This window comes from Bacteroides ovatus (assembly GCF_001314995.1).
Classification (GTDB): domain Bacteria; phylum Bacteroidota; class Bacteroidia; order Bacteroidales; family Bacteroidaceae; genus Bacteroides; species Bacteroides ovatus.
The window spans coordinates 6397675-6414144 of the sequence record NZ_CP012938.1; the positions used below are offsets into that span (position 1 = coordinate 6397675).

The following is a 16470-nucleotide window of genomic DNA, read 5'->3' on the forward strand; positions in this document are numbered from 1 at the left end:
AGTAGTAACCCTTAAAATAAAAGCCCATGGAATAACACAAGAGAATAAAAGAAAGGAAGAAAGCTGCTACCAACAGCTGTCTTCCTCCGAATTTTCCAGATTCACGGTACAAGGTCTCGCAAACACTAGCCGGAATCAAACCATAGTTCATTTAGTAATAAACTTTAGTTAGCCACAAATGTATGAAAAAAAATCATTCATTTACAGCATTATGTCCTAAATATGCTTTAAATCTAAAACTTCCTTTAGTTATGAGGATTAGTCTAGCACTACTTTTCGCAGTAGTATTACAACTTTCTGCCGAAGATGGCTATGCCCAGCGAACACGGGTTGCCATTTCAATGAACAATGTATCTGTAGAACAGGTACTGAATAAAATAGAGGAGACGTCCGACTATGTTTTCCTTTATAATGATAAAACAATTCAGAAGAACCGTATTGTTTCTGTGAGAAACAATTCAGGTAAGATCCTGAATATTCTTGATGAGGTGTTTAAAGGAACCAACATTACTTATACAGTGGTTGATAAGCAGATTATCTTGTCTACCAATAAATTGAATGTAACAGAGCAAGAACCGACTATTCAGGTAAAAGGTACAGTGAAAGATACAAAAGGTGAACCTTTGATCGGAGTGAATGTGAAAGTAAAAGGAACAACTACCGGTGCTATTACAGATTTCGACGGAAACTTTCAGATTCAAGCTAAAAAGGGAGCGGTATTGGAGATCTCTTATATTGGATATGCTTCTCAAGAGGTGAAGGTTACAGATAATAAATCGCTTTCCATTGTGATGACGGAAGATACAAAAGTCTTGAATGAGGTTGTTGTAACGGCTTTGGGCATTAAACGCGAAACCAAGTCCTTGACATACAATGTGCAGCAGATTGGCGGCGACGAAGTGGCAAAGGCGAAAGATATGAATGTGATGAGCAGTCTTGCCGGTAAGGTGGCGGGTGTGAATATCAATGCAAGTTCATCCGGTATTGGAGGTGGTGCCCGTGTGGTAATGCGTGGTACGAAGTCTATATCCGGTAATAACAACGCTCTATATGTAGTAGATGGAGTTCCTTTGGCTAATATATCAGGTGAACAACCCGACGATCAGTATACGGGTGCCGGACAATCCGGTGACGGATTGGCTAACTTCAACGCTGATGATATAGAATCAATTTCAGTACTTAGCGGATCGGCCGCCGCTGCACTATACGGTTCGGCTGCTGCCAATGGTGTGGTACTTATCACAACGAAGAAAGGGGCTGTAGATAAAACCAGATTGACTTACAGTAATAATTCAACTTTCTATTCACCATTCCGATTGCCGGAATTCCAGAATACGTATGGTTCGGAAACAGGAGAGTGGTATAGTTGGGCATCTAAATTGTCATCTCCTACCGATTATGAAGTTAAAGATTTTTTTCAGACAGGTTACAATGTAGCAAACACTGTAAGTCTGACTACAGGGACACAAAAAAATCAAACCTATGTATCTGTAGGTGCTGTGAATGCCCGGGGTATCATTCAGAATAATGACTTGGACAGATATAATTTCTCTGTTCGTAACACGACCTCTATGCTGAATGATAAACTGACGATGGATTTAAGTTTTATGTATTCTAATGTAAAGGAACAGAATATGTTGTCGCAAGGAGAGTATGCCAATCCATTGGTTCCCGTTTATTTATTTCCGCGCGGTGATGATTTCTCGAAATATCAGTATTATGAACGATATGATGTAGACCGTAACATAAAAACACAGTTCTGGCCATTGAAAGAAAATGGATTATCCATGCAGAATCCTTACTGGATTACGAACCGGAATATGTATACCAACAAGAAAGACCGTTTTCTGGCAAGCGGTTCACTAAAATATACGATAACAGATTGGTTGAATGTTTCCGGACGCGTGAAACTGGATAAGGAAACTATCAACTCGGAAAAGAAAATGTATGCTTCCACTTTGAATGTGATTGCTGAAAACTCGGATAAAGGAGCATACGTGCAATCGAACAAGAATACCAGTCAGATATATGCGGATGCCATGTTGAATATCAATAAATATTTCTATCACGATACATGGAATCTGACAGCATCTTTAGGTGCCAGTTTATTGGATTTGGATTATAAGGAGCTTAATTTTGGCGGCGGATTACTGACCATTCCTAATCTGTTTACTTCTAACAATGCGAACGTTTCCGGTAAATTAACCTATAAAAATACGAACTATCACGACCGTACCAATTCTTTATTCGGAACATTCTCATTAGGATATAAGGGCATGGTTTATGTAGATGGTTCGTTACGTAATGACTGGATATCTGCTTTGGCAGGAACAAATCATTCTTCCATATTATATCCTTCTATCGGTGCTTCAGCGATTCTGACTAATATGTTTACAATGAAATCTAACATTTTTTCTTATGCAAAGATCCGCCTTTCATATAGTGAGGTGGGTAATGCACCGGAAAGATTCAGGGCTATCACTACTTACGCAGTGTTAGGAGGGTTGAATACCACTTCTTATTTCCCGATAAAAGACCTTAAACCGGAGAGAACTCATTCATGGGAAGGAGGATTTAATTTAGGTCTGTTTGATAATAAACTGACACTGGACGTGACAGCTTATAAGACATATACGGAGAATCAGCTCTTCAGTCCGGAAATTTCTACAACAACCGGATATTCTAAACTATATGTAAATGCAGGTAAAGTAACGAATAAAGGTATTGAGTTAGCTCTTGGCTTTAAACAGAATATAGGGCCTGTAGATTGGAAAACAACTTTACTATGGTCGCTCAACAGAAACCGCATTGACCAATTACTCCCTGAATATACAAATGAAGAGTTGGGAGTGACAGTACATTTGGACGAAATGGATGTTTATTCATTAGGCGGTGCCAAACAACGGCTAACAGTAGGGGGCTCTATGGGAGATGTTTATGTGAATACAATGAGAACTGATGAACATGGACATATCTGGATGAATTCAATGACAGGTGCATTGGAAACGGATAAGAATAATTATATCTATGCCGGTAATACCAATCCGAAATATACTCTTAGCTGGAGAAATGAATTTAATTGGAAAGGAATCAGTCTCGGATTTATGTTGAATGCCCGTGTAGGTGGTATCGGAGTTTCTGCCACTCAAGCTGTAATGGACTATTATGGAGTGTCTAAGACATCGGCAGAAGCGCGGGATAATGGTGGCGTGAAAGTAAACGGCCAGATGATTGATGCCCAGACATGGTATCAGACTATCGGAGCTAATGGTACAGGTTATGTAGGTTCTATGTATGTATATAGTATGACGAATGTTCGTTTGGGAGAATTGACATTGGGATATGATATTCCGATCAATAAATGGTGTAAATGGATTTCTGGATTGAATGTGTCCTTTGTAGGACGTAATTTATGGATGCTATATTGTAAGGCTCCATTTGACCCGGAATCTACTGCAAGTACAGGTACTTATAACCAGGGTATGGACTATTTCATGCAACCGAGTTTGAGATCGATGGGATTTTCTGCAAAGATTTCTTTCTAATTGGATAACCTTTAAAAAAAATAATGATGAACATACGTAAGTTTTTTAAAATAAGGAACTACTACTTACTCCTTGGAGTAATCATGATAAATGTAGGTTGTACGAAGAATTTTCTGGAGTACAATACCAATCCTAATGAAGCAACCGATGAGATGACGGATTGGGATAATGTGAGAACTGGTTCTCTTCTTTTACAGATGGAGCAGAACGTACTGGTAGTAGCACAACCGGGACTTAATATCGGTTCGGACAGATATCAGACTGTGGAAGTGATGGGTGGAGATGGTTATGTCGGCTATTTTGGTTTTCCTGCTCCCAGTATCAATTCTGCCGGTCGTTACAATTGGGATAAAAGAAGTTGGTATGGTGATATGTTCACTACCAATTACCTGACGACTATGAATGCCTGGCGTGAAATAAGAAAAGCGATTAACAATGACGAAGATCCCCGGTTTTCTATGGCGCAGATTCTGAAAGTAGCGGCAATGCATCGTGTGACAGATACCTATGGCCCTATTCCTTATTTGAATTTTGGAGTTTCAAAAGAAGTGCCTTATGATTCGCAAAAGGATGTTTATTACAGATTCTTTGAAGAATTGGATGGAGCTATCAATAACTTGGATAGTTATGCTGCATCCGGAAGTAAAGTTTTGTCATCATGGGATTGTGTGTTCAACGGTGATGTTACATCTTGGATAAAGTTTGCCAATTCACTTCGTTTGCGTCTTGCATTGCATCTTGCCTATGTGGATGAAACAAAGGCAAAAAGTGAAGCCCAACTGGCTATTGGCAATAGTTATGGATTGATGAATGTGAAGTCTGATTTAGCAGAACTTCAGCATATTACTCCGATAGCGACTTATGAAAGTCCTCTGTATATTCTGAAAGGATGGGATGATATTTGTATGGGAGCGACGCTGGATTCATACATGAATGGTTATCAGGATCCACGACTTTCTGCTTACTTCGAGGCAGGTACGGGTGGAAAATATCGGGGTATAAGAGCCGGAATGTCAAAGGACGTAAGTAAGGATAAATATATAACAGGAATCTTTGCCGAACCACAGGCAACTGCTACTTCCAATGTAGTGTGGATGCGTTCATCCGAATCATATTTCTTGTTGGCGGAATATGCTTTGCGTTGGGGAACGAATGCCGATGCTAAAAAGTATTATGAAGATGGAATAAGAATGTCTTTTGATGAACATGGTGTATCAGGAGCTGACGTGTATCTGACAAGAACTGCGGCGGGTGGATACGTACCTGCCAATTATGAGGATCCGGTGACATTATCTCATTCCATGGATGCTTTGGGGACTGTTTCTATCGCTTGGGATGAATCGGGAGATTTTAAAACAAATCTGGAACAAATCATTACTCAAAAGTACATTGCTCTTTATCCGGTGGGACAAGAGGCATGGACAGAGTTCCGCCGTACCGGTTACCCGAAAGTATTTCCGGTTGTTGTGAACGAAAGTTCCGGAGGTTCTGTAGACACAAATATACAAATCCGCAGATTACCTTATCCGGAATCGGAATATAATACGAATAGAACAGAGTTGGATAAAGGCATCACACTTTTAGGTGGCGTAGATAACCCGGGTGTCAGATTGTGGTGGGATGTGCCTAATAAATAATTGGTTACTTAAATAATGCAGAATATGAAAAGAAATTATGTATATTTTTTGTTCACCTGTCTCTTGACATTTGTTGTGAGTGGTTGTGATACGGATATTGAACCTGAAGTTATACAGGCAGCTAATACTTATAATGAAGAATATTATCAGAACCTGCGTGAATATAAGAAAACAGATCATGCTATTTGTTTCGGTTGGTATGCCGGTTATACTTCAGAAGCATCTCCTTCGCAGGGACTTCATTTCACAGGTCTGCCGGATAGTCTGGACATCGTCAGTCTGTGGTCAGGTATTCCTTCCAACAATCCGGCTTATGTAGAAACGAGTTATTATAACGAGCGTTATTTGCCGACTGCTTATGAGGAAATGAATTATATCCGTACGGTAAAGGGGACTCGCGTTGTGATGTGTACGATTTGCCGTATTGGGAGTACGGAATTTCCTAAAACAGACGCAGGTATCGAGGCTTATGCTTTACATCTTGTGAGATGTGTGTTGCGTAATGATCTGGATGGTTTGGACTTGGACTACGAACCGGAAGGCGACTGGTTGCAAAATGATAACTTTACAAAGTTTATAAAGGTATTGGGAAATTATTTCGGTCCTCAATCGGGTACAGGCAAATTATTAATTGTTGACTTCTATAATCAGCTGCCTCCTAAGGAAACAGAACCTTATGTCGATTATTTTGTACGACAATGTTACACCACCGGTAGTGCTCAAACTTTGCAATCTAAATTTGACCAGCTTAGCAGCTGGTGCCCTCCTGAAAAATTCGTTGCTACGGAGCAAATGGGATGGCACTGGCAGAATGGTGGAGTCGCATTTACGGAAGCTGATGGAAATAAAGTAGATTCATGGGGCAATCCAATCTATTCTGTAATAGGTATGGCACGCTGGAATCCTACACAAGGACGAAAAGGCGGATTCGGCGGATATTATTTTGAATATGAATACAATACCACTCGTCCTGCTAATCAGGCTATAGGTGATAAAGAGAAAGCCGCTATTCCTTATTATAGTCTTCGGCGTGGTATTCAGGAACAAAATCCTGCCGGAAAGCCTGTACAACAGTCTACTAAACAAGAAACAGAAGAAGAAAATGGATGAATTTTAAATTTGTATGCAAGGTATGAAAACATTGAATAATATAAAAAAGATATGGGGAGCTGCTTTGATAGGAATAGCTTCTTTTATGCTGCAGGGATGCCAGGAAGCCGCTCAAAAAGGTGACGGGTTGTTAATGACCGGAACATCTTCGGATAGATTGGTGAAGTTTGCCATTGATGGATTTCCATCTGCGTATGCTGTTTCTGTGACTTCAACTTCTCGCGTTGAATCGGATATTCAGGTGAATCTGGCTGTTGATGCAAGTCTGGTTGATACTTATAATGAGGAAATGGGAACCAATTATTATCCCATTCCGGATAAATCATATACATTTGAAAATCCGGAGGTTACGATTTCAGCAGGACAGGCAATTTCTTCTGCTGCCTCTCTTTCAATTGCCGATGATTCGGAATTTGTTCCGGGACGTGTTTATTTGATACCAGTTACCATAAAAAGTGCGACGGGAGATTTGGATATTATAGAAGCAGGACGTACTATTTTCCTGAAAGTATCTCGAACATTGCGTTTCCATGCTCCGTATGTAGGACAGGCTTCTATGGCTTATCAATTTTTGCTTCCGGATCCTATTCCTTCCTTGCCTACTTATACATGGGAAGTGAAGATTTATGCCACTCAATTCCGTTCTTCCGGAGCTTCCGGTACTACCCGTGTTTGCTCATTTGGAGGTAGTGAGGCGTCTGTAGAAGGGGGAGCAATTGATGATGGGGGCTTTAAATGTGACCAGAACCTGCTTCGTTTTGGTGAAGGAACGGATGAGCCGAACCAGCTGCATGTAACAACTAAACAGGGTAAAATGTCATCGAATACTCGCTTTGCTTTAAATACCTGGTATGCTGTTGCCTTGGTAAATGACGGCAGTACGTTGACATTGTATATTAATGGAGAGAAAGATAACTCAATGACAGTTGCTCCGTATGAATATGCGCTCTATGGAGTGCAGATCGGCATGCCTTCAAAAGGCTATCAATCTTCACAATTATTTTATGGTCGATTGAGTGAGATGCGTCTTTGGACTCGTCCTTTGTCTGCTCGTGAAATTAAAGCAAATGTATGTGGGGTAGATCCTTCTACCAATGGGCTTGTGTCTTATTGGAGAATGAATGAAGGAGAAGGAACTACTTTCTATGATTTATCTCCGTCAAAGCGTGATATCAGTTATAAGAATGGAATCACGATTGACTGGACTTATGATGATACGAATAAATGTCTTGAATAAGGTAATAATAAATGAATAGACTGTATGATAATGAAAAACAATATAAATAGATTAACTCTCCTTTTGCTTGTTTTATTGGGAGGAGTAGGATTCACATCTTGTTCGGATGATGACAATGATTTTATTGAATTGCCGACAATAGAGATGCCACAGTCGGAGGCAGGACCTGTTTCTATTGATTATAGGGAGATACTGGATGCAGGAAGCTATGTTTATGATTATACTATCAAACTGGATAAACCTGCTGCTACTACTTTATTGTGTGACATTGCCGTGGACGAAAGTATGGTAGAGGCTTATAACGCTGCAAATAACACATCTTATAAGATGATGCCCGCTTTTGTCTATGAGTTGCAAGCTAAAAATGCGATAGTGAAGGCAGGACAGCAAGAATCCAATTCCTTATCAGTTAAGTTTTCATCATTGTTCGGTTTGGTGGAAGGTGAAGAATATTTGCTTCCTATTGTTGCAACAATAGATGAAACGTGTGTAGGACAATTTGTAACGGACACTCGTTCTGTTTCTTATTTTACGATTAGCATTGATGGGGAATTGGATTATATACCGGGATTGAATATGAGTTCTTATTCAACGGATATGTATCGTACGTTAAGTTTCGCAAATGATGAAGTAGTTACGATTGAAGATAATACACATACGTTTGAAATGCTTGTATATCCATATAATTGGCACAGTGGAACTAATTATATAGGTACATGGCGTGGTAAGGATACCAACAATAATAATGAGGTTTTTAGTGGTTGTGAACTACGTGTAACTGGTGCAACGGGAGCGTCTAATATTGGTAATCGTCAATGTGACTTGACATTGGCTAATCAAAATATAACGTTGCCGGCTAATCAATGGGTTAGGTTGACTATTACTTGTGACGGAACAAAAACGGGCCAGAATACTGAGGTTGCTTATCGTTTATATATTAACGGTGAGGAAGTTGCTTCTGCAAAACCTACTAAACGTTGGGGACCATCCTCTTCTCAAAGATTCAAGGTGGGATATACGTTGACTGGTATTCAGTTTGGTAATACAAGTTCAAGTATGTATTTTGATGGTCTGATTTCTGATATTCGTATGTGGAAGAAGTGTCTGACGGCGGAAGAAGTAAAAGCTAACTTGCGTACAATAGCTTCTCCATCTTCGTCGGACTTATATGGCTATTGGAAATTGGATGAAGGAGAAGGAAATACATTGAAGGACAGTTCGGGCAATGGGCGTGATTTAACTTTCCCTGCTTCGGCAAATATCATTTGGAATGCAGAATTCAATGATTTGCCTCAAGATAATTAAAATGTGATTTTATATTGGGAGTTATTGTGTTTTTACGTAACTCCCAATATTAACTTAAAGAAATGATGATGAAACGTTTTATGTCAGCTTTGATCGTTTTACTGTGCTCTATTGTTGGCGTATGTGCTCAACAACAGGGAAAAACTGTATTACGTTTTGATACTACTACTTGGAATTTTGGTAATATTCAGGAAGTAGAAGGCAAAGTGAGTCATACTTTTCATTTTACTAATATACATACTTCTCCTGTTGTGATTGAAGAAGTGATTTCAACTTGTGGGTGTGCCATTCCTGTTTATAGTAAACAACCTGTAAAACCAGGGCATACAGGCACTATTACCGTAACTTTCGATCCTAAAGGGCGAACAAACTTTTTCTCTAAGAGTATAAGGGTTGTTTCTAATTCAGGGCAAAGTGTCAATACTCTTTGGGTAAAAGGTACGATAAATACAATGAATCGTATAGAGGATGAATATCCTTATTCTTTATCATCAGATATTCTGGCAGACCGAATGACTCTATCTTATGATTTGTTACAGCATAATGGGAGGCCAAAACAATTGGAAATTAGAATCTATAACCGATCGGATAAAATGGTCAGGTTGTCATACTCGCTGTTGGATAAGAGTGGATGTTTGTCGATATCTATGCCATCATCTCTTCAAGGTCGATCTTGTGCGACTATAAAAATAACAGCTTCTCCTTTAAAAGGCTTTTACGGTACATTTAAAGATAAGATTATTATTAGTGCCAATTCCGTACACAGTTCTCCTATACAAATCTTTGGTACAGTGATTGATGATATGAGAAAAGTAAGCACGGCAACTGCTCCCCGGATGAAGTGTTCACAATCTTATTTTAATTTTGGGAATATCTCATTAAAAAAGCATATTCAGAGAAAAGTTAAAGTTACTAATGAAGGGGCGAATCCTCTTATTATCCGCAAAATAGAATGTCCGGAATTTGTTTCTACTAATATCCGGGGTGAAAAGGTTTTGAAGCAAAATGAGTGTCTGGAGGTTCTGTTTGAATTAAATGTATCATCTTCAAACCATCTATTGGATGCAAAGGTCAAGTTGATAACAAATGATGCTCATCAGCCTGTACATACAGTTATATTTGAAGGGGAAATGGGTAAGTAGGGTTGAATATCTCTATTTGAAAGATTAGAAGAAATACACTATAAATTAATTGAGTCATTTTACTGTATATAACATTATGATAAAACGATTGTATATTTTGGTGATAGTACAGATGGTATGTACTTTGGGGTTTACTCAATCCTCTCCCTCGTTACCTGCTTACAAAGATCCCAGTTTGTCAATAGATATAAGACTTTCAGATTTACTTTCCCGCATGACTTTAGAAGAAAAGGTCGGTCAGTTACTTTGTCCTTTAGGTTGGGAAATGTATGAAATCCATGGTAGTGAGGTTCATCCTTCCGGAAAGTTCAAGCAATTGATTAAAGAAAGAAATGCCGGAATGCTTTGGGCGACTTATCGTGCAGACCCGTGGACAAAAAAAACTCTGGCAAATGGACTTAATTCCGAGATGGCAGCAAAAGCAGGGAATGCATTGCAAAAATATGTGATGGAGAATACTCGTTTGGGAATTCCGATGTTTTTAGCAGAAGAAGCCCCTCATGGGCACATGGCAATTGGTGCTACAGTTTTTCCTACGGGTATCGGAATGGCGGCTACCTGGTCACCGGAATTAGTAAAAGAAGTTGGTCAAGTTATCGCTAAAGAAATTCGTTCCCAAGGTGGGCATATTAGTTACGGTCCCGTACTTGATCTGACCCGTGATCCCCGTTGGTCCCGCGTGGAAGAAACATTTGGTGAAGATCCTGTGTTGAGTGGTATTTTAGGGGCGTCTATGGTTGACGGTTTAGGTGGAGGTAATCTATCACAAAAATACGCTACCATAGCTACCTTGAAACATTTTCTGGCATACGCTGTGCCGGAGGGTGGACAGAATGGTAATTATGCTTCAGTCGGTATTCGTGATTTGCATCAGAATTTTCTTCCTCCTTTTCGTAAGGCAATAGATGCAGGGGCATTGTCTGTAATGACTTCATACAATTCGATAGATGGGACACCTTGTACGTCGAACCATTATTTGCTGACTCAACTCTTGCGTAATGAATGGAAGTTTCGTGGCTTTGTAGTTTCCGATTTATATAGTATTGAAGGGATTCACGAAAGCCACTTTGTTGCTCCAACCAAAGAGAATGCAGCCATACAATCTGTAATGGCAGGCGTTGATGTTGACTTAGGTGGGGATGCTTATACCAACCTTTGTCATGCAGTTCAATCTGGACAAATGGATAAGACTGTGATTGATACGGCTGTCTGCCGGGTGTTACGGATGAAGTTTGAGATGGGCTTGTTTGAGCATCCTTATGTGGATCCGAAAATTGCTGCTAAAACAGTACGCCGTAAAGAACATATCGAACTGGCACGTAAAATCGCACAGTCTTCCATAACACTTCTCAAAAATGAGAATTCAATTCTTCCTTTAAGCAAGACGATAAATAAGGTGGCGGTAATTGGCCCTAATGCTGACAATCGATATAATATGTTAGGGGACTATACAGCTCCTCAGGAAGATAGTAATGTGAAAACAGTTCTTGATGGAATTCTAACAAAATTATCTCCTTTTCGTGTGGAATATGTACGAGGCTGTGCTATTCGTGATACTACAGTGAATGAGATAGAACAGGCAATTAAAGCTGCCCGTCGCTCCGAAGTTGTAATTGTGGTTGTGGGTGGTTCCAGTGCCCGTGATTTTAAAACGAGCTATAAAGAAACAGGTGCGGCTGTAGCTGAAGAGGGTAGTGTAAGTGATATGGAGTGTGGAGAAGGATTTGACCGTGCCAGTTTATCCTTACTTGGTAGACAACAAGAACTATTGGAATCTTTGCAAAAGACAGGTAAGCCTTTGATTGTCGTTTATATTGAAGGTCGTCCTTTAGAAAAGAATTGGGCTTCGGAATATGCGGATGCGCTACTGACTGCTTACTATCCGGGGCAGGAGGGTGGAAATGCTATAGCGGATGTTCTTTTTGGAGATTATAATCCTTCCGGACGTTTGCCAATCTCCGTTCCGCGTTCTGTAGGTCAGATTCCGGTTTATTATAATAAGAAAGCTCCTCGAAATCATGATTATGTGGAAATGTCATCTTTTCCGTTATATAGCTTTGGTTATGGGATGAGTTATACCACTTTTGAATATTCTGATTTGCAGGTAGTGCAGAAATCTGCTCGTTGTTTTGAAGTCTCATTTAAAGTAAAGAATACAGGGAAGTATGATGGTGAGGAAGTATCACAACTTTATATGAGAGATGAATATGCATCAGTTGTTCAGCCGATGAAACAGTTGAAACATTTTGAACGTTTCCATTTGAAAAAAGGAGAAGAAAAAAAAGTTACTTTTGTTTTGACAGAGGAGGACTTTTTCTTGGTTAACTATACTTTGAAGAAAGTAGTAGAGTCTGGAAATTTCCATCTTATGATTGGTGCCGCTTCTAATGATATTAGGTTGCAGAATGTTATTTTAGTGGAGTAATTTTTATTAATATCTATATTAAGAGATTTCCTGTTTCGTTTTCTCTTAATAAAAAAGAGAGAATATTCCTTTTGCGGAAATATCCTCTCTTTCTCACCTAAAACCTAAACCTTTTATTTCAATTACTTGCTACTATAAGCAACCAACATCCAAACCAATTTTTCCTGTTCTTTCAGATAATCGCTCATCATCGAAACGGTTACTTCGTCTCCGGCTTGAGAAGCGATAGATAAGATCTTACGTTCTTCACCAATCAGATAGCTGATAGACTGAAGGATATTATTCAATGCTTCGTCTCCGTTGCTTACCTTATCCACTTCATTCACATTTGCTACTTTTAGATAATCGCTGAATTTATTGGCAGGAGTACCACCCAGCATCAAGATACGTTCTGCGATTTCATCCACCTTTTCAGCCGTGTCATCATACATCTTTTCGAATTGACTGTGGAGTACAAAGAAATTATGTCCCTTGATATTCCAGTGGAAACCGCGAAGATTGGTGTAATACACTTGGAAGTCTGCTAATAGTTGTTGCAAAGATGCTACTACGTTGTTTGCTCCCGATTCGTTCAATTTGATAAATTCTAAAGTTTTCATATTCTTCTATTTTTAATGATTTATACTTGTTCTCTTTTTTTCTGTACTGCAAAGATAAGGCGTAAAATGCTTGCTGTCAAACTGAAAATTTCTATCTTTGCATAGATAAAATCTATAACTTAATAAGATTTGATAGATGACGATACAACAATTAGAGTATATACTGGCTGTAGACCAGTTCAGGCATTTCGCACGGGCAGCTGAATATTGTCGTGTGACGCAGCCTACTTTGAGTGCAATGATTCAGAAACTGGAAGATGAACTGGGAGTAAAGTTGTTCGATAGGACAGTGCAACCCGTTTGTCCGACACCCATCGGGCAGAAAGTGATAGACCAGGCTCGCGTGATTCTGGCGCAGGCAGCTCAAGTGAAAGAAATAATCAGTGAAGATAAACAGTCATTGTCAGGCGTATTCCGCTTGGGGGTATTACCTACTATCGCTCCCTATCTGCTTCCTCGCTTTTTTCCTCAACTAATGGAAAAATATCCCGAACTGGATATTCGTGTCACGGAAATGAAGACACAGGATATTCAGCAGGCTTTGCATGTCGGAGATTTGGATGCGGGAATTATTGCCAGCAAACTGGAAGATACGTTCTTGACAGAAGAAACTCTTTTCTATGAGCAATTTTACGCTTATGTGTCACGAAAAGAATCCTCTTTCAAGCATGATATGATCCGTACTTCTGATATAACAGGCGAACATCTTTGGCTTTTGGACGAAGGACACTGTTTTCGCGATCAACTCGTCCGTTTCTGTCAGATGGAGGCCGTGAAGGTTAATCAGATGGCCTATCGTTTGGGAAGTATGGAAACCTTTATGCGAATGGTAGAAAGTGGAAAAGGAATCACTTTTATTCCCGAATTGGCAGTGATGCAATTGACGGAAGAACAGCGGCAGTTGGTACGTCCGTTTGCCATTCCCCGACCTACACGGCAAGTGGTACTGGTAACAAATAAAGATTTTATTCGCCACAGTCTCTTATGCGTCCTGAAAGAGGAAATAAAGGCGGCGGTTCCCAAGGAAATGCTTTCTTTACAGTCCATACAATGTTTGTTATAGCACATTAGGGAATCCCTTTTTCCATCGAGAACAATCTCTTTCTGTAAAAAATGTAGCAAAGTTGCGTTATAATAATACGGATATGTTTTGATTTCTAGTCTGAATTGCTTATTTTTGGAAAGTAAACAAAAACAATATTAATTACTATGAAAAAGTACATTGCAGAAATGATTGGAACGATGGTGCTCGTTCTTATGGGATGTGGTAGCGCCGTCTTTGCTGGTGGTTTGGCTGATACAGTAGGTGCTGGTGTGGGAACAATCGGCGTAGCTTTAGCCTTTGGTTTATCCGTAGTAGCGATGGCGTATGCTATCGGAGGTATTTCGGGATGTCACATTAATCCTGCTATTACATTAGGAGTGTTTTTGACTGGTCGTATGAATGGAAAAGATGCAGGTATGTATATGATTTTCCAGGTAATCGGAGCTATTATCGGTTCGGCTATTCTTTTTGCTTTAGTTTCTACCGGTGCTCATGACGGGCCTACAGCGACAGGTTCGAATGGTTTTGGTGATGGAGAAATGTTGCAGGCATTTATTGCGGAAGCAGTATTTACTTTCATATTTGTATTGGTAGTGCTCGGCTCTACCGATCCGAAGAAGGGAGCAGGCAATCTGGCAGGACTTGCCATCGGTTTGACTCTTGTATTGGTACATATTGTATGTATTCCTATCACAGGGACTTCTGTAAACCCGGCACGTAGTATTGCTCCGGCATTATTCCAAGGAGGAGAAGCATTGTCGCAGTTGTGGCTGTTCATCATTGCTCCATTTGTAGGAGCTGCATTGAGTGCAGTTGTTTGGAATTATCTGGGAGATAAGAAATAACTCTTTTAGAAGAAAGAATATAAAGAAGAAAGTAAAAGGGCGGCAGTTTCACAACTACCGCCCTCTTTTGCGTAATTAATATATTATATTAAAAAAGAGTGTGTTTCGCATGTTCACATTAGATTAGTCGTCTAAGGAAATTTCACTTCATAAGTTTTCGGCCCGCCATAAATGGTGTTGACACGAATTCTTAGTCCCTTTTTCCCCTCCATCCGGTCTTTAATCTTATCCAGTTTGAAAGACACATATCCTTCACCCAAACGTTGAGGATCATCTCCTTCACTGTTATGACGGAATTCCAGATTGATATATTCGTCCTCCGCATTGCCTTCGTCAGCAGTGGGAGCAGTCTCTTCTTTGTCGTTAATCACCAGATTCAGGAAATGTTTTTTATCATCACTATGTGTTCCGTAATATTGGAATTCAATCGTCAGATATTTATTATCCTTATTGATCCACATATAAGTCGTGTTGATCTTATCATCTCCGATTTTCTCTTCGTCGTTGTCATCTTCACCCATTGTGACGATGTCTTTGGTTAAGATTGGATTGATACCTTTCACCTGAATATTAAGGTCGTATCCATTCACAGGCTCTTCCAACTCGTTGAATATCACAAAAGCTCTTTGTCCCTCCACCCAATCTTCATTGTTCCATCCTTGTGAGTTGCTGGGATACATCTTTTTCCCGTCATCCAAAGTGAAATAAAATTCCTTGCTATCCTGGCTAATCATATTGATGGTGCTGATAGCCAGAAGATCGGACGAATTATCATCGTCGTCCAAGCATGACTGGAGAATCGGCATGGTAGTCATAATAGCAAAGATAAAGGCAATGAATTTAAATTTCTTCATATACTTACTAGGTTTTAGATTTTATAATATTTATGTTTTCTGTAGTGAAAATGCAAGAGGATAGAAAATATTGCATTCGGATCTGTTAAAGAAACAAAAGTGATAAAAGAGTTGTTCTCTCTATGCAGTATTTCTATCTTTGCTGCATTTATAAGGTAAACACGTGTATAAGAGAATGGAAGAAATAGAGTTGTCGGAACAATGTAGGCTGGGTAATAATCGGGCCCGCAAGGAACTGTATGAACAGTATGCGGGGCGTATGCTTGGCATCTGTCTACGCTATACCGGCGACCGGGATACAGCCCAGGATCTGCTTCACGACGGTTTTTTAAAGATATTCGATTCGTTCGATAAGTTCACCTGGAGGGGTGAAGGCTCTTTGCGAGCCTGGATGGAACGGGTGATGGTCAACACAGTTTTACAGTATCTTCGGAAAAATGATGTGATTAATCAGTCGACACCTTTGGAAGAGTTGCCCGAAGAATATGAAGAGCCGGATGCTTCCGATGTAGAAGCGATACCACAAAATGTGTTGATGCAGTTTATTGAAGAATTACCCGCCGGCTATCGTACTGTGTTCAATCTTTATACATTTGAAGACAAATCGCATAAAGAAATCGCACAGGTATTAGGTATCAATGAAAAATCTTCAGCTTCGCAACTGTTTCGTGCGAAGAGTGTATTAGCAAAAAGAGTAAAAGAATGGATAATGCATAATGGATAGAT

General features: G+C 39.7%; 12 protein-coding genes. 10 read left to right on the top strand and 2 right to left on the bottom strand.

The window, feature by feature from the left end; translation table 11 throughout:
- Positions 1-251: 251 nt before the first annotated feature.
- The 7 genes from Bovatus_RS24210 to Bovatus_RS24240 all read left to right on the top strand — a co-directional run bounded on the left by Bovatus_RS24210 (position 252) and on the right by Bovatus_RS24240 (position 12401).
- Positions 252-3545: a SusC/RagA family TonB-linked outer membrane protein gene (locus Bovatus_RS24210; protein WP_052588029.1), complete on the top strand. Its 3294-nt coding sequence runs from the start codon at positions 252-254 to the stop codon at positions 3543-3545.
- 23 nt (positions 3546-3568) lie between these two features.
- Positions 3569-5182 carry a SusD/RagB family nutrient-binding outer membrane lipoprotein gene (locus Bovatus_RS24215; RefSeq protein ID WP_004302272.1) on the top strand — a complete coding sequence of 538 codons (1614 nt, stop codon included), beginning with the start codon at positions 3569-3571 and terminating at the stop codon, positions 5180-5182.
- Positions 5183-5206: 24 nt separating this feature from the next.
- Entirely contained in the window at positions 5207-6292 is a 1086-nt protein-coding gene (locus Bovatus_RS24220) for an endo-beta-N-acetylglucosaminidase family protein (RefSeq protein WP_052588051.1), read from the top strand.
- A 22-nt stretch (positions 6293-6314) separates the two neighbouring features.
- Positions 6315-7529 carry a DUF1735 and LamG domain-containing protein gene (locus Bovatus_RS24225; protein ID WP_009000808.1) on the top strand — a complete coding sequence of 405 codons (1215 nt, stop codon included), beginning with the start codon at positions 6315-6317 and terminating at the stop codon, positions 7527-7529.
- A 30-nt stretch (positions 7530-7559) separates the two neighbouring features.
- Complete coding sequence (locus Bovatus_RS24230; protein WP_224440802.1) at positions 7560-8834, top strand: BT_3987 domain-containing protein; 1275 nt, start codon at positions 7560-7562, stop codon at positions 8832-8834.
- Between the two features lie 65 nt (positions 8835-8899).
- Entirely contained in the window at positions 8900-9976 is a 1077-nt protein-coding gene (locus Bovatus_RS24235) for a DUF1573 domain-containing protein (protein ID WP_004325416.1), read from the top strand.
- A gap of 76 nt (positions 9977-10052) precedes the next feature.
- On the top strand, positions 10053-12401 hold the full coding sequence (locus Bovatus_RS24240; protein WP_052588052.1) for a glycoside hydrolase family 3 N-terminal domain-containing protein: 2349 nt from the start codon (positions 10053-10055) through the stop codon (positions 12399-12401).
- A 122-nt stretch (positions 12402-12523) separates the two neighbouring features.
- Here the strand turns inward: Bovatus_RS24240 and Bovatus_RS24245 are convergent, their stop codons facing one another.
- A complete protein-coding gene (locus tag Bovatus_RS24245) occupies positions 12524-13000 on the bottom strand; it encodes a Dps family protein (RefSeq protein WP_004302278.1) in 477 nt (158 codons plus the stop codon).
- Positions 13001-13136: 136 nt separating this feature from the next.
- Between Bovatus_RS24245 and Bovatus_RS24250 the strand changes: the two genes are divergently transcribed.
- A complete protein-coding gene (locus Bovatus_RS24250) occupies positions 13137-14063 on the top strand; it encodes a hydrogen peroxide-inducible genes activator (protein WP_004302279.1) in 927 nt (308 codons plus the stop codon).
- Between the two features lie 146 nt (positions 14064-14209).
- Positions 14210-14890: an MIP family channel protein gene (locus Bovatus_RS24255; RefSeq protein WP_004302280.1), complete on the top strand. Its 681-nt coding sequence runs from the start codon at positions 14210-14212 to the stop codon at positions 14888-14890.
- A gap of 131 nt (positions 14891-15021) precedes the next feature.
- On the opposite strand, the gene Bovatus_RS24260 is transcribed toward Bovatus_RS24255, so the two are convergent.
- The gene (locus Bovatus_RS24260) at positions 15022-15744 is read right to left on the bottom strand and encodes a NigD1/NigD2 family lipoprotein (RefSeq protein ID WP_004302281.1); all 723 of its coding nucleotides are present in this window, start codon (positions 15742-15744) and stop codon (positions 15022-15024) included.
- 175 nt (positions 15745-15919) lie between these two features.
- Between Bovatus_RS24260 and Bovatus_RS24265 the strand changes: the two genes are divergently transcribed.
- The gene (locus Bovatus_RS24265) at positions 15920-16468 is read left to right on the top strand and encodes an RNA polymerase sigma factor (protein WP_004302282.1); all 549 of its coding nucleotides are present in this window, start codon (positions 15920-15922) and stop codon (positions 16466-16468) included.
- The last annotated feature ends 2 nt before the right edge of the window (positions 16469-16470 follow it).

Coding starts and splice junctions, on each gene's coding strand:
- Bovatus_RS24215 (WP_004302272.1), top strand. CDS start 3,569: ATGATGAACATACGTAAGTTTTTTAAAATAAGGAACTACTACTTACTC.
- Bovatus_RS24210 (WP_052588029.1), top strand. CDS start 252: ATGAGGATTAGTCTAGCACTACTTTTCGCAGTAGTATTACAACTTTCT.
- Bovatus_RS24255 (WP_004302280.1), top strand. CDS start 14,210: ATGAAAAAGTACATTGCAGAAATGATTGGAACGATGGTGCTCGTTCTT.
- Bovatus_RS24250 (WP_004302279.1), top strand. CDS start 13,137: ATGACGATACAACAATTAGAGTATATACTGGCTGTAGACCAGTTCAGG.
- Bovatus_RS24245 (WP_004302278.1), bottom strand. CDS start 13,000: ATGAAAACTTTAGAATTTATCAAATTGAACGAATCGGGAGCAAACAAC.
- Bovatus_RS24265 (WP_004302282.1), top strand. CDS start 15,920: ATGGAAGAAATAGAGTTGTCGGAACAATGTAGGCTGGGTAATAATCGG.
- Bovatus_RS24220 (WP_052588051.1), top strand. CDS start 5,207: ATGAAAAGAAATTATGTATATTTTTTGTTCACCTGTCTCTTGACATTT.
- Bovatus_RS24225 (WP_009000808.1), top strand. CDS start 6,315: ATGAAAACATTGAATAATATAAAAAAGATATGGGGAGCTGCTTTGATA.
- Bovatus_RS24230 (WP_224440802.1), top strand. CDS start 7,560: ATGAAAAACAATATAAATAGATTAACTCTCCTTTTGCTTGTTTTATTG.
- Bovatus_RS24240 (WP_052588052.1), top strand. CDS start 10,053: ATGATAAAACGATTGTATATTTTGGTGATAGTACAGATGGTATGTACT.
- Bovatus_RS24235 (WP_004325416.1), top strand. CDS start 8,900: ATGATGAAACGTTTTATGTCAGCTTTGATCGTTTTACTGTGCTCTATT.
- Bovatus_RS24260 (WP_004302281.1), bottom strand. CDS start 15,744: ATGAAGAAATTTAAATTCATTGCCTTTATCTTTGCTATTATGACTACC.